At 40.7% G+C, this 14,817-nt stretch carries 13 protein-coding genes; 5 read left to right on the forward strand and 8 right to left on the reverse strand.

What is annotated here, in order from left to right; all coding sequences use genetic code 11:
- Nucleotides 1-32: 32 nt before the first annotated feature.
- The 4 genes from B6N13_RS12430 (at nt 33) to B6N13_RS12445 (ending at nt 5,329) form a co-directional block, all read left to right on the forward strand.
- Nucleotides 33-1,118, forward strand: a complete 1,086-nt coding sequence (locus B6N13_RS12430) for a nucleotidyltransferase (protein WP_169459502.1) — start codon at nt 33-35, stop codon at nt 1,116-1,118.
- A complete protein-coding gene (locus B6N13_RS23690) occupies nt 1,111-3,333 on the forward strand; it encodes a ThiF family adenylyltransferase (RefSeq protein ID WP_169459503.1) in 2,223 nt (740 codons plus the stop codon). The genes B6N13_RS12430 and B6N13_RS23690 overlap by 8 nt, the downstream gene beginning before the upstream one ends.
- Nucleotides 3,333-4,391, forward strand: a complete 1,059-nt coding sequence (locus B6N13_RS12440; RefSeq protein WP_169459504.1) for an SAVED domain-containing protein — start codon at nt 3,333-3,335, stop codon at nt 4,389-4,391. Before B6N13_RS23690 ends, B6N13_RS12440 begins: the two co-directional genes overlap by 1 nt.
- 512 nt (nt 4,392-4,903) lie before the next feature.
- Entirely contained in the window at nt 4,904-5,329 is a 426-nt protein-coding gene (locus tag B6N13_RS12445) for a hypothetical protein (RefSeq protein WP_169459505.1), read from the forward strand.
- 351 nt (nt 5,330-5,680) lie between these two features.
- Here B6N13_RS12445 and B6N13_RS12450 read toward each other — a convergent pair whose 3' ends face one another.
- Genes B6N13_RS12450 through ltnD form a run of 6 tightly spaced genes read right to left on the reverse strand, consistent with a single transcriptional unit; the run spans nt 5,681 to nt 11,748 of the window.
- Nucleotides 5,681-7,165 (reverse strand): SLC13 family permease, encoded by a 1,485-nt coding sequence (locus B6N13_RS12450; protein WP_169459506.1) that lies wholly within the window; start codon nt 7,163-7,165, stop codon nt 5,681-5,683.
- A gap of 36 nt (nt 7,166-7,201) precedes the next feature.
- Nucleotides 7,202-8,149, reverse strand: coding sequence for a D-erythronate dehydrogenase (denD, locus tag B6N13_RS12455; protein ID WP_169459507.1), 948 nt, complete (start codon nt 8,147-8,149; stop codon nt 7,202-7,204).
- Nucleotides 8,150-8,182: 33 nt separating this feature from the next.
- The gene (otnI, locus tag B6N13_RS12460) at nt 8,183-8,959 is read right to left on the reverse strand and encodes a 2-oxo-tetronate isomerase (RefSeq protein ID WP_169459508.1); all 777 of its coding nucleotides are present in this window, start codon (nt 8,957-8,959) and stop codon (nt 8,183-8,185) included.
- Nucleotides 8,959-9,591, reverse strand: coding sequence for an aldolase (locus B6N13_RS12465; RefSeq protein WP_012070249.1), 633 nt, complete (start codon nt 9,589-9,591; stop codon nt 8,959-8,961). The genes otnI and B6N13_RS12465 overlap by 1 nt, the downstream gene beginning before the upstream one ends.
- Entirely contained in the window at nt 9,591-10,844 is a 1,254-nt protein-coding gene (gene otnK / locus B6N13_RS12470) for a 3-oxo-tetronate kinase (protein ID WP_169459509.1), read from the reverse strand. Before otnK ends, B6N13_RS12465 begins: the two co-directional genes overlap by 1 nt.
- 1 nt (nt 10,845) lies before the next feature.
- Complete coding sequence (ltnD, locus tag B6N13_RS12475) at nt 10,846-11,748, reverse strand: L-threonate dehydrogenase (protein WP_012070247.1); 903 nt, start codon at nt 11,746-11,748, stop codon at nt 10,846-10,848.
- A gap of 281 nt (nt 11,749-12,029) precedes the next feature.
- Here ltnD and B6N13_RS12480 point away from each other — a divergent pair, with 281 nt between their 5' ends.
- A complete protein-coding gene (locus B6N13_RS12480) occupies nt 12,030-12,788 on the forward strand; it encodes a DeoR/GlpR family DNA-binding transcription regulator (protein WP_012070246.1) in 759 nt (252 codons plus the stop codon).
- Between the two features lie 106 nt (nt 12,789-12,894).
- On the opposite strand, the gene B6N13_RS12485 is transcribed toward B6N13_RS12480, so the two are convergent.
- Both B6N13_RS12485 and B6N13_RS12490 read right to left on the reverse strand, forming a co-directional pair.
- The gene (locus tag B6N13_RS12485) at nt 12,895-13,755 is read right to left on the reverse strand and encodes an NAD(P)-dependent oxidoreductase (protein ID WP_169459510.1); all 861 of its coding nucleotides are present in this window, start codon (nt 13,753-13,755) and stop codon (nt 12,895-12,897) included.
- Between the two features lie 132 nt (nt 13,756-13,887).
- Nucleotides 13,888-14,817, reverse strand: a complete 930-nt coding sequence (locus B6N13_RS12490; protein ID WP_169459511.1) for a LysR substrate-binding domain-containing protein — start codon at nt 14,815-14,817, stop codon at nt 13,888-13,890.

Consider the following 14,817-nt stretch of genomic DNA (forward strand, 5'->3'; position numbering starts at 1 on the left):
TATAAGGATACCTTGTTTTCGGAGCCTACAACATGGCAATTCAGACCCACTTCAATAATTTTGATAAAGCTATTTACTTAACTGGACAGTCACCAGGTTATAAGAATGCAAAAGAGAAAGACGATAGTATTCTTAATGATTTGAAAACGCGCTTTAAAGAGGAAGGTTATCCAGTAGTTGATACCTTCTTACAGGGGTCATTTTCAGTTAACACTGCAATTAATAACCTCGACGGAGACTATGACATTGATCGTGCATTGGTCATTGATGAAGGCTCCGCGCCTGAGGATCCTGTCAAGTTGAAAGGCGTTGCGCTTGAGGTTCTGACGAAGAGGAGTTTTAAAAATCCAAAAGTTAAGAAGCCATGTGTTACAGCGGACTACTTGAGTATCAATCTTCACATTGACTATACAATTTACACTCGTGACTCCAGTGGAAATTATAAATTAGCAGTAGGCAAACTTGGCTCGTCAGTTGAAAATAAGGAGTGGTCACCAACAGATCCTAAAGGTTTGATGGATTGGATCAATGATACCTCTAACTATGGCCAAAGTGCTCTCAATAAGAGAAAGCAGTACAAGCGACTGGTTCGATACATGAAACGCTGGAGGGATGTCAATTTCAACGAACAATCTCGGAAAAAGCTTTTCTCAATCGGTTTGACAATCATGATTAAAGAACAGTATCAGCCTGATTACTTCTCAGATGTTGAAGATGACTTAGTAGTGCTTGAAAAGGTTGTACGTAAAATGCTGAATGCGGGATATATAAAATTAGCAGGTTCAATTGATCAGCCATTATATAGAGTATCAGTAAACTTGCCTAAATCACCGTACAGAAATGTCTTTCAGCATAAAGTAGGAAATCAGTCATGGTCGGGTAGTGATACCAACATCGGTACATTGTTTAGAAACAAACTTACAAATCTGTTGAGGAAGCTTGAAGAAGCTAACAATGAAACAGATGAGATCAAACAATGCGAAATTCTGAATAAGGTCTTCGGTGATGACTTTAAAATCCCTAACTCTTCTGGCAACAAAGGAACTGGGTCTGTAGCAGGTTTAGCCGCCGCATATTTCCCTACAGCTGGCGCTTCAGGGACTTCTCAAGGTGCATAAGTTCGATTATTCAAAAATTTATGAGTACTTTCTGGACTCCGAATATGATGTTGAGCCATGTGAGTTTAAGGGGCTTGATTTCCTTCGTGTATCTTTCGAAGTCAACGGGATTGTAGTCAGCCTTTTGCATCGCTGTATAGCAGAGATTACATCTCTGCCACATTTCTTTTTGGAGAATTATGAAAAATCTGGGCGACTAGCCCACGTGTTACTCTCTAGAGATCCCGATTTGAAAGGCTTAGGATCCATATGTGTCAATAATTTGGATTCGGTTTCCATTAACTACGAGTGCCCTGAGTTGGCTTTTGGGGAATCAATCCGACGACATCAGGATCTTTTAACGAAGCTTTTGACAGACTCTGAATTCAACGAAAGCGAGCTTTTGAGAGAGTTTTCAACGAACTGGCAAAATACATGGCTCAGTGAGCAGTCAACAAAAGTCGAATCCTTAATATGTGCTTGTTATTTGAAGGATTTCGACATTTTGGAAATCTTTCGACCACTGGCTGGTGCTAATGTCAATCCTCTGGGGCAGTCATATGTGGCGGTATCGAGGCAATACTTAAATTTGAATATTTCAAATTATTTATCTTTGCCGGTCCGTTCTAAAGCTTCTGAATATATTTCTGCATTTTATATGTCAGTTAAGCAAGTTAGTTTAGTTTTTCCAAGCAGTGAAATTGAATTAAAGCACTGGATTTGTGAGGTTTTCGAACTGCTTGATAGTGATGCACGATCAGAGATCGAAAGTATCCTAAAGTCTCGTCGTTCTAAGGAATTCTGGGGCGTATTTGGTATTGAAACACCTTCAGGAGTTTCTTCTTTTGGGATTCGGTTTTGTTGTAATTCCAAAAAATCATTTCCTGATAACTTTGAAAAGCTGGCTAACTGGAGTGTTGAGCCGATTTCTCTAACAATGTTGAATAAAGAAGAGCTTTTATTTCGAGGAGGAGCAGATAATACACTTTCGAGAAAGAAAGTTTTACTTGTTGGTGGTGGCTCCGTTGGCAGTGAAGTCGCAGATAAACTGGGTGCTGCTGGGGTTGGCTTTTTATCTATAGTTGACCCTGATTACTATTCCCCATCTAACATATATAGGCATTTCTTGGATTCTCGGTGGCTGTTTGAGCATAAGTCCTTAGCCGTTTCTTATCAGCTAATGTCCAAGTACCCATGGCTAGAGGCTAGAGGTTATGGACAGTCTCTTCTGAACCTTAGAGATCAAGAAATTTTGAGAGAGTTTGATCTTGTTATCGCAGCAATTGGTTCCCCTACACAAGAACGAATTTTTCAAGATTATGTCGTTCAAAATAATATTAATACCTCTGTTATTTATACGTGGCTGGAGGGATATGGTATTGGTGGTCATGCAGTGCTTGATGTTCCGGGAAGTAAAGGTTGTCTGAAGTGTGCTTATGTTGACCCAGAGAGCGGTCGTAGGGGATTAGCATCTAATCTGAATTTTCTCGTATCTGATCAAGACGTAGTTAAAAACTTTGCAGGTTGTGGAGAGATGTTTATTCCATATGGGCACCTTAGTTCAAGTCAGACGGCATTGGTTGCTACAGATCTTGCCCTAAAGTACTTGAGAGGAAAGCAAACTGAATCAGCGAAGGTGAGTTGGAAAGGAGATGACGATGATGCGATAGATCAAGACTTGAAACTGAGCCGTCGTTACTCCTCATTTGATAAAAACCTGAAGATTCAATCACTATGTCACCCAATGTGTGATGTCTGTTCGGATCAAAGGTATGTTGTATATGGAAACCATGATCTTAAGCTTCGAATTCCTGCTTCAGTAGTTGAGGAATTAACATCATATCGGCAGGATAGTTCTGATGATGTTGAATCGGCAGGACTGTTGGTTGGCTATGGAAATGACAGCATTTACACTCTGTATGAAATTACCTATCCACAAGAATCGGATATTCGGGATCGGGCATATTTTAAGCTTGATCCTACTTCCCACCAAAAAATTATTGATGAATGTTTTTCTTGCTCTGATGGTTTATTGGGATATATAGGGACTTGGCATACACATCCTCAAGCTGTTCCATCGCCATCCAATTTGGATTTAAAAGACTGGCTAGCGCATGAGTCTGAAAATCAAGATAGGCAATTGTTTTTTATTATAGTTGGAAAAGATGAAGTAAAAGTTTTTGGGCTCATTGATAGAGAGCCTATTGAGTTCGCTGTTCTAGGGGAAGACTGCTAATGTGGGAGAGGTTTAAATGGCTTTGGGTTACGGCTTGGCGACTCAAGAAGTCTCCGTACCCTAAAATTTCTATTGGGGCAAAGCTTTGTTTATGGCCTTTTTCGTTATCAATAATCTATTCTGCAATTGATGTAACGGTTAGCTTTAGATCTGAATCCCCCGTTGACTCTATTAGTGCTAGCCTTGTAGATACATCTCAGCCACTTTGGTTTTCTATATTTTTGATGGTTGTTGGGGCTTATATAATTCATTCAGACTTGAAGTCTAAGGTTCGACATACTTCTAGAATTCTAATTTCTTCTATGCCTGGAATGTCGAGAGAGTTTCCGGATGCGATTCTCGATCGGGCTGAGAAAGAGTTTTGCCGTGAGGCTGCTATTTTGGGTCAAGCTGTTGTAGGGAATGATGAGAATATTGAACGGCAGGTTCAGTTTTACAACTCTGAGCTATTGGTGGATATATTAAACCGTTTCATTGTTCATGATGACTGTAAACGGTTGTACTTTGGTGGTTTGGCTAGGGTTCCATTTTTAGTCGCATATGGGTATATGCTGAAAAATTTGAGATGTTCGGTTGTTTATTTCGACAAGTTTCATCGAGATGGATCATGGAAGTTGTTGGGTGACGAGGACATGGAAATTGGTTTGTCTTCGCATCGAACAGAGGATATTAGCCCAAGCCAATCTGGAGATGTGGGGCTGGCTATAGGTTTTACTACTCCGATAAGCCAAGATCAGTTGCCAGAAGAATTAAGTGTAAATACTTTAATAATATCCTCAAATCAAAACGCTGAAAGAAATTTGGTTAAGAATCAAGAAAACCTTAATAGAATTTCAGCTGAAATTTGTAAGGTCATTGATGAGCTTTCAGGAAAGATAGGGTGTAAGAAAATTCATCTGTTTTTATCAGTGCAATCAACATTAGCTATTGATATTGGTAGGAGATACCAAGAAGGTATTCACAAGAACTGGGTTATCTATAATTTCTCTCCTGAGACTAACTCGTACATATGGAGTTTGGAGCTTTCAAAATCAGGCGCAAAGTATGCTGCATATTAGCCGATTTTTCAGTTTTTTGGGGCAGATGTAAATTTAGCCTACTTTTCACCTGCCCCGAGTTTTTTCGAGTACTGACCTTACTAGTACTTCCTAGACACCAATCACTAACCTTCAATTTTCTTACTCTGATCTCGTACTTGGTGGAGATTCAGAAACAACTGAAGATTTAAGAGGTAGGGCAGAGCTAATGATTAAGGCTAGAAATTTGATTGAAGAAGCTGATGGTGGACTTGTGAGTAACGAAGTGGGGAAGCCTCCTGCTACATTTAAGGTACCATCAACTATTTACTAATGGAGCAACTTGATGATTTAGTGCTTGAGAATATTGTTAAATTTCGCAAAGATTCAGAAGAGGCAGAGATTCATATCGATGATCTCTGAAATTTTTTAAGGCTTCAGCAGTTATTGTCATTAAAAGGTGTCTACTGAACTAGTGGCTATTCACCCTACTTTTTACCTTAGGTCTGTTTGTAGTTACATAGTGAATTTAGGCAAAGCGTTATGAGGTTGCAATGGATTTATCTTATGAATTAGTGGAATGCCCAAAGTGTAAGGATCTTATTAGACCATTCAGGCTAAAAATGCATTTAAAGAAGGTTCATACTCCTGAAGCTGAGGCTAAGAGAATAAAAGCCGCAGCGGAACTGCGGAAAGCAGAAATAGAGTTTAACGCTATTGTATCTTGCTCAATTTGCAAGTGCTCAGTAAAAAGAAAAAACCTTACTAGACATCTCAAAAATGTTCATGGCTGTGACATGAGTATAGTTGTTTCAGTTAAAGAGCCTGCAAAAAATAAATTTAATAGCGTAAGAGAGCGGAAGGCCTTCTGGAAAAAGATGCTAGGGCCTGATACTGATGATGAGCCACAAGGTTTGTTTGAAAAAAAGCTAGTTTTGAATGGAGGGGCATATGGTCTTGGGCGAAGCAGAAAGCATTAGAAACAGAATTTATATATAACAAGGTGCAGAACAAATCTGTTTAGTAGCTCGTAGAACCTTCATTAAGGTGCTAAAAGGGAATTGCTATAGGTGTTAAGAATACCCTATTTTGGTGTGTTTCAGAGCCAAAAAGTTAAGGGGTTGATTACATTTTATGGTATTTAGTATGTTTTTCGATCAATAAGGGCTTTTTGAGCAAAAGTTAATGAATCAATTCTATTTTTTGCCAAAATTATGAACACAACTATGCTGCCTGCATCGTCAAAAAATTAACACTACAATTTCATGGAGCCATAAAAAAAGGGCCGACATTTCATTGTCGGCCCTTTGATGCTTATTTAATTATATCTATTAAGCTGTTTTGATTTGTGACTTGCTTTGGCTTTTCACAAACAAGATACAGCCAGCTAATACGAGTAACGGTAGTACAGGATCGTAGATGCTTCCTAGACTGCCGAATATTAGGTTCAAGATCATGATAAGTGATCCGCCAATAGCCCAAGCTATCGTTGTTGGAACAGTCCAGATTACCAATTGCTTTTTCACTTCAGTAACGCCCATCAAACGGTTAACAATGTGGAATAGGCTGTCATTAAAGTAACCAGCGAACAAACTCCCCATAGTTGCGGCAGACGCAGCAAACAGCATGTTAACGCCTTGCATTTCTGCTAGTACTGGCGCTGAGATAGAGGCTGCAGTGATCATTGAAACTGTGCCGCTTCCTTGGATGATTCTAACTAAGGTCGCAATAATGAACGGGATCATGATTGGCGATATAGAAAGAGCAACAATTTGGTTAGCAATTTCTGCACCTGCGCCAGATTCACGTAATACGCTGCCTAATGCACCACCTGCGCCTGTTACCAAAAGAATGATGCCACAAGTAGATATGCCTTCTTCTAGTTTCCGGGTTGTTGTCTCTTTATCCAAATAAGGCGTTAGCGTATACACAGCAAGTAATGTACTGATTGAAAGCGCAATAATAGGATTACCAAGGAAGTTAAAAGCAACACCAACGATGCTAGTAGATAAGCCTTCCATACCAAATTGTTTCTCGGCAAGACTCATAAGCGACTTAATCAAAATTAGGACGATTGGAACCACAATCGGCATGATTGATTTAATCAGCGAAGGAAGTTCTTTAGACTCCTTAGAAGCCATGTAATCATCATGGATTTTCTTAAGATCGTCATCAGCGGCTAAAGTTGGTGAAACTGAAAATTCAGGGAAGTGCTTTTCCAACCAGCGAGCATACAAAACAATACCGTATACACAAGGAATGGCGATTAACAGACCAAAACCAAGCATAGAGGCCAAGTCAACATTAAAGATACTTGCTACACCCAATGGACCAGGTGTTGGTGGAATACAGTGATGGGCTACAACCAAACCACCAGCAAGCGCTACTGTTAAGGTTAAGATAGAGCGATTGGATTTTTTTGCTAAAGACTTAGCAATCGGATACAAAATTATCAGTGCGCTGTCCACAAAAACAGGAATACTGACGATGTAGCCTGTAATAGCTAAAGCCATTTCCTCTTTTTTCTTCCCTAGCCACTTGATGAAGTGATAAGCAATTGATTCGCCAGCACCAGAGGTTTCTAAAATTGCCCCCATCATGACGCCTAAACCGATAACAATACCGATACCGCCTAATGTTCCACCAAATCCTTTGCTAATGGCTGACATGGTTTCATCAACACTCAACCCACCGATTAAACCGGCAATGCATGCTGCAATTAGCATGGCAATTAACACGTGAACTCTTGTTCTTAATACTAAAAATATTAAAACGAATACAGCTATTATTAAGCCGATTACAGATATAGGTAGCATGTTTTTATTTCCTTTATTTTTATTAGAGATTATTTTTTATTTTACTGATTCTACATATTCACTAAATATCGAATTGAAGTTGCTATCTTTTATAAAGCCTAGTGATAGCTCTTTTTCGTTATTAATGGATTTTGGCCAGCTTGAAACGATTTTTTCGATCTTTGAGTCTTTTTCATAGGAAATAAAATCAAGATAAGACTCATCATATTCGCTGGAAAGGCATTCAATCATTTCTTTTGGAGATGTTTGTAAGCCCGGTAGGTTAATGGTTCTAAATCCCTCTAAACTATCTGTATTGATCTGACTGGCGTGAACAATATTTTTAATGACAGTGTTTGGGCTGGATACCCACAGGGGTAGATTTAGATCGACTGGGCAGTTGGTTTTCTCATGCTTTAAGGGTTCGCGAATGATGCCACTAACAAAAGAAGATGCCGCTTTATTCGGTGTTCCTGGGCGTATGCAAATGGTAGGTAAGCGCACAGATACAGCATCAACAAAGCCTTTTCGCGTATAGTCATTCACTAATAATTCACAGATGGCTTTTTGAGTGCCATAAGATGAACTAGGTTGCATTGCTGTCATGTAATCGATTTTTTCTGGTAGTTGTCCGCCGAATACAGCAAGAGAACTTGAAAAAACAAAGCGAATATTGGTGTTGGCTTCGCGGCAACGATCCAATAAAAGTTGGGTCGCTTTTAAATTAACCAACATACCAAGTTCAAAATCTTCTTCCGCATGACTTGATACGATTGCCGCAAGATGAAAAACATGAGTTGTTTCTTTATCAATGATATTTTTAACTTCTTCTGCAACGGTAATGTCAGCAATAATAGATTGGATTTTGTTACTTGTTATCAAATCTGGATTTAATGAAACTCTATCAACAATTTTAATACTGTTTATTGTAGGGAAGTTTTCCAATAAATTTTTTAATAGTTCAGTGCCTAAAAAACCAGCTCCGCCAGTAATGACAATATTCATGTTTTTATCCTTATACTTTTTATTTTGACTTTTTTATAAATAAGGTTGGACCCAAGCTAAGCCACTTTCTGTGGTGTTTTTTGGATTATATTCACAGCCAATCCAGCCTTTATATCCAGACTCGTCCAATATGTTGAATAAATGCGGATAGTTGATTTCACCTTCAGATGGTTCATGTCTTTTAGGGACAGAAGCAATTTGAATATGACCGGTGACATCGGCAAGATCTTGAATTAGACGGGTTAGATCACCATCCATAATTTGAGCATGATAGATGTCGAGCTGTAGTTTGACGTTTGGTCGATCTACTTGTCTTATTAGCTCGGCAGCTTCTCTTTGATGGGCAATAAAATAGTTAGGAACATCGCGGCTATTCAGTGGCTCAATCATGAGCTCGATACCGTGCTTAGCAAATTCGTCTGCGGCAAAGCGAATGTTATTTACGAATGTATTGATATGCTCTTCACGGGTGAAGTTTTGATCAACAATGCCAGACATCGCATGTACTTTCTTGCAGTTAAGCGCTTTTGCATAGATTAAAGCGGTTTCTACACTTTGCTGGAATTCTTTTTCACGACCTGGAATAGCCGCAAAGCCACGTTCACCTGCATCCCAGTTGCCAGGAGGCATGTTAAACAAAGCCTGTTCAAATCCATATTGCTCCAATTTAGACGCTAAAACATTGACGTCAAAAGCATAAGGAAATAGATATTCAACGGCTTTAAAGCCCGCATTGTGTGCTCGATCAAAGCGTTCTAAGAACGGCACATCGGTAAATAACATGGTTAGATTTGCTGCAAATTTAGCCATTATTTGCCTCTCCCTTTTAGATCAGTTACTTCGTCATCGGTTAAATAACGAGTAGGTTTGTTTGCTAATAAAAAGAACAATTTAGCGGTTTCTTCTAGCTCTTCTGCATTATCAACAGCGTCTAAAAAATCGCTGCCAGTGATGATTGGCCCATGATTAGCTAACAAAAACGCTCGATATTTGCCCGCCAGTTTTGCAAGGTCTTCAGCAATATGTGGGGAGCCTGGGCGATAGTAAGGGACGACCGGAAGCTCACCGACTCGCATCACGTAGTAGGGCGTAAATGCTTTGATGGCGTTACTAGGATCTAAATTCTCTAGACAAGAAAGTGCCGTTAAATAAGTAGAGTGCAAATGCACGATAGCGTTGCAGTTTGGATCTTTCTCATAAATGGCTAAATGAAAAGCCACTTCTTTTGAAGGTCGTTTACCAGATAGGTGGTTACCGTTTTTATCAACGACAGACAGGTCTTCTGCAACTAAGCGACCAAAAGACGAACCTGTCGGTGTTGCTAAGAAATGACCATTAGGTAGTTTCAACGATAAATTACCGGCACCACCTGTTGCGTAGCCACGATCGAACATTGAGCGAGCTAAGTCGACCATCTGTTGTCTCAATTCAGCTTCATTCATTAAAAGTACCCCTGAGCCGTGGTGAAAAAATTCTCATCGCCAAAATTGCCAGATTTAAGCGCAAGCGATAAATCTTGATTGATGGCTTTTACCCATGGCACCCCTGGGGCAATTTGAGGGCCGATGTGAAAGCTATCGACCTTTAGGCTTTGAGTTACAACGCCTGATGTCTCGCCACCTGCAACGATAAAATTACGTATGCCGGAATCTTGCAGCTTGATAGCCAACATACTAAAGAGAGTTTCAACTGCTTGGCTGGACGCCTCTGCGCCGTATTGCTGTTGAATCGTTTTGAGTTTTTCAGCATCTGCCGTGGCATAAACGATAGGAGCCAATGATTCGTTAGCATGGCTGATAACCCAGTCAAACACTTCGTTGACATAGTTTTCATTGCTCATACATTGCTCAATATCAAGGGCAAAGAAAGACGCTTTGGCTTTATAAAGCTCAACTTGCTTGTTTGTCATAACAGAGCATGAGCCTGAAAATATGACAGTTGGTGCTTTGGCTGGGTGACCTGCTTGTTTTGCTTGGGTTTGGTCTTGTAAATGTTCACCCCAGTTTTTTGCAATACCTGCAGCTAACCCTGAACCGCCAGTTACTAATTTCAATGAGCTAACTGCTTTGCCTATCTCATTAAGGTGTTCCGCTGTAAATGCATCAACGACGGCGTAACGTTTTCCTTGTGCTTTTAGCTCAGCGAATTCACCAATAATGGCGTCTGCGCCTTGCTCAATACTTTGATAATTAATCAGTCCTGTTTTGCCTTTAGATTGCGCGTCCATCAAATCCATAAGATTAGAATTAGTCATTGGAGTGACTGGGTGGTTACGCATACCAGATTCACTGAGCAATTGACCAAGTACAAAAAGGTGGCCGTTAAAAACAGTGCGTCCGTTAACTGGCAGGGCAGGGCAGACAATAGTAAAGTCTTCGCCTAATACATCCAGAAGCGCATCCGTTACTGGACCGATGTTACCTTTAGCTGTGCTATCAAAGGTTGAGCAGTATTTAAAATAGAATTGCTGACAGCCTTGTGCTTGAAGCCATTTCAGAGCCGCAACAGACTGTTCAATCGCTTGTTCGGTCGGGCATGAGCGCGACTTTAGACTCACAACAACTGCGTCTGCATTTATCTCCATATTTGCCGAAGGGATACCGTTCACTTGAATAGTTCGCATGCCATTTTCAACAAGAAAACCTGCAATATCGGTAGCACCAGTAAAGTCGTCAGCAATAACACCTAATAACATATTACTTCTCCACGCCTGGTAAATTGATGCCATCAAAGATCTTGATAACCGCGCTGTCATCTTCTTGGCCGAAACCTGCGTTACTAGCAGAAAGGAACATATTTAAAGCGGTGCTAGATAAAGGAAGAGGGAACTTCAATTCTTTGGCTGTATCTGCAACAAGGTTTAAGTCTTTAACAAAAATATCCACCATAGATTTAGGTGAATAGTCGCCATCGACAACATGTTTCATGCGGTTTTCAAACATCCAAGAGTTGCCCGCTGCATTTGTGACAACGTCATACATAAGATCAAGCGGGATGTTTGCACGAGCAGCAAGCGCCATCGCTTCTGCACCAGCAGCAATATGTACACCAGCGAGCAGTTGATGGATGATTTTAACCGTCGCACCAAGGCCAATCTCTTCGCCAATGTTGTAGACTTTAGCCGCTGTCGCATCTAGGACAGGCTGAAGTTTCTCGAAGGCTTCTACTGATCCGGATGCCATGACAGTCATGTCGCCTGTTGCCGCTTTCGCTGCACCACCAGACACGGGCGCATCAAGCATCAATAATTGGTATTGAGAGAGTTTTTGGTGGATGGCTTTAGCATCTTCAGCGGAAATAGTTGCGGATACCATGACAGCAGTTTGTGGTTTTAGTGCAGCCGCTAAACCGCTATCAAATAATACGGAGTTAACTTGTTTCGCGTTTACGACAAGTACCAAGACGGCGTCTAGTTGATCGGCAAAATCTAAAGCACTGCTGGCAACTGCTTTAGCGCCGGCAAGGTTTAGCTCTTCTAGTGCCTTAGGGTTTAAGTCAAAACCATAGACGTCTAATCCTGCGTTAATACAAGACTTGGCCGCGCCCATGCCCATTGAGCCTAGTCCGATCACGCCAACGGATTTCGCTTTATTTGTCATACAATACCTACTGAATTATTGTTAGTTTATGTTCAGATTTGTGATTTTATAATCGATAGGAATGATTAAAACGCTTTATTTCACATATTTCAACAATAATTAACATATAGCCTGAAAGGTTTTTGTGTTTTTTGTCTATGCGCTGTGTTGCTATAGTGATGGATAGCGTGAAAACTAGTGCTTTCATGGATTGTAACGATACTTTTTCACATAAATTCACATGGCGGTTTTTTTTTGTTAAGCTGCAGTGGAAGTAACTTTGTGAATTGAACGGCGGAAAGATGATTCCAGTAGAGCGGCAAAGAAAGATCCTGACATTATTAAAGAATCAAGAAGTAGTGAGTATTTCAGAGTTGGTTGATTTATTTAATGTGTCTCATATGACTATTCGCCGAGACATTGAAAAACTTGAGGCTATTGGCAAAGTTAGTTCAGTTTCTGGAGGTGTGCAGCTAGCAAGAAACATTCATATTGAGCTCTCGCATGATATTAAAATAACCCAGTTTGCCACTGAGAAAGAGCAAATTGGCAAGTTGGCATCGAGTATCATTGCTCCAAATATGACGATATACCTTGATGCAGGTACCACAACGTTAGAAATTGCTCACCAAATAACCCAAAGAAATGACCTACTCATTATTACTAATGATTTTGCTATATCGGCTTACTTAATGGCGAATTCGGCTAACGATATTTACCATACAGGCGGAAAAATCGACCGACAGAACCAGTCTACCGTTGGATCAAAAGTAGCTGATTTTTTATTAAGCATGAACATTGATATCGCCTTTATCTCGACCTCGTCTTGGAATTTAAAAGGGCTATCTACGCCGAATGAAGATAAAGTCATTGTTAAGCATGCTATTGCCAAATCATCGAAAACTGTCTGTCTAGTTTCCGACACCTCTAAATATGGGAAAATTGCCGCCTTTCATGCATTGGATATGGAGCGAATTGATACCATTATCACCGACTCAGGTCTGCCAGAAAGTGCGTTCAATGAATTGAGAGATAAAGGTATTGATATTTTAACTGCTTGATTTTTCGGTTACCGCTCTCTAATCAGGAAAAGAAAAATTGGAGAGGGAAGAAAGACTGGCATTTGAATGCCTATCTTTTTCTCTCCCTCTTATCCTTAAACAGTCATTACTTTATCACTTTATAAACCGCGGCAATGTCTTCATCCGCAAAGCCCGCTTTTATTGCTTGTTTAAAGGCTTCATTGGCAATTGCGGCGCTTGGCAAAGGTTGCTCAAGTTGATCGCCTAGGGCAACGGCAAGGCGCAGGTCTTTTTGCATATGTTTTAGCGGAAAGCTGGTGCTGTAGTTCTCATTCAGCAGCATGGCGCCTTTGCCTTTAAACATCGGATTCGACATGGCGCCAGCATCGACTATGTCTAAAATTTGCTGACCATCTAAACCAGCTTTTTGTCCCAAAGACATACCTTCACTGAAAATGCTCAGCATGCCGCCCATCATCATATTAACGACTAGCTTCATGTTAGCGCCTTGGCCGACATCGCCAAGATACGGTGACATTTTACCCATCACCTCAAACGCAGGTTTAACATCGTCATAAAGGGATTGATTGCCAGCGGCTAGAATGATTAAAGTACCGTCTTCAGCGGGCTTTTTCGTACCAGAAACCGGTGCTTCTAAAAAACGTCCGCCAGCTTGGCTGATTAAACCAGCAATGGTTTTAGAGGTTGTGTCGTCTACAGTCGACATATCAACATAACCTCGACCGGCGCCAATTCCTGCAGCAACGCCGTCAGAGCCTTGGCAAAGCGCTAACGCCGCATCAGGATCAGAAACCATCGCAAAGGTAATATCGCAATTAGCAGCAATGTCTTTCGGCGTCGAGCCTTGGCGAGCTCCCAATGCCACTAACTCAGCGCATTTGTCGGTATTGCGGTTCCACACTGTGACATCAAATCCCGCTTTTATTAAATTGGCTGCCATGGCTTTGCCCATGATGCCTAAACCCAAAAAACCAATACTAGCCATAAAACTCTCTCTTATTTGGTGTTATTTCCGACAGTGTAACAAATTGAAAAAGTCATCGTCTTTAAATAATAGAGAGGCTTAAGGTTGAGTGTAGTTGGTGGGGGACGGTTAAGAGTAGCAGAATTTAAATCGTTATGTTTGAGACGCTTGTCTTTGGTTTGCAACCAACTCCATAACCCAATCAATAAAACATTCTGAACTGTATTGATTGGCGTTTTCTGTACGAGTGAGAAAAAATGCGTTGTTGTTACATTCTATTATAGGGGTGAGGGCGATTAGACTCCCTTCTGCTATTAAGTCTTCGACATGCCAATCCCAAGCGAGCGCAATTCCCAGGCCATTTTGTGCGGCATGAACGACAGCAATTTGATCTTCCATTTGTATCTCATTCAATGGTTCTTGATAGTCTATTCCTGAGTGCGCGGCCCATGTGCGCCAGTTTTCCCAGAAGTCGGGGGCATCTTTAAGACCAAGAAGAGGTTGTTGCCAGATGTTTTTTAGGTCGACACTATCAGGACGTTTTGCCAAAAAGCCTGGGCTACACACTAATAGCATTCGCTCGTTGAAGAGTAAGAAATTGTTCTTATAGGAAGTCTTTAACGATGCATAATAAAACGCCACATCGTATTCGTTGCTGTTAACTGAACTCATATTACGCTCATTATTGATGCTTATATTGAGCATGATGTCTGGGTATTTATCGCGAAAATGATCTAAATGAGGAATGAGCCAGAAGTGGCTGAAGCACGCGCCAATTTCTAAATTAAGGGGTAGAGGAGACACTTTATCATCCATTTTTTGTGACTCTTCAGCCAAGACAGTCAGAGTTTGTCTAACTGTTTCTAAATAATTTTGTCCTTTTTTTGTCAATTCGAGGCCAGTTTTTTTACGAATAAATAACTTGATATTAAGGAACGCTTCTAGCTGCTTTATTTGTTTGCTTACCGCGGTGGGTGATACACAAAGTTCATTAGCGGCGCTGGTTAGCGTGCCAAGGCGAGCCGATGCCTCAAACAAAATAAGACTGCTTAAAGAGGGAATGGTTCGGTTATTGATCGGCAT

The sequence above is a fragment of the Marinomonas sp. UCMA 3892 genome (genome assembly GCF_012726345.1).
In the GTDB taxonomy this organism is placed as follows: Bacteria; Pseudomonadota; Gammaproteobacteria; order Pseudomonadales; family Marinomonadaceae; genus Marinomonas.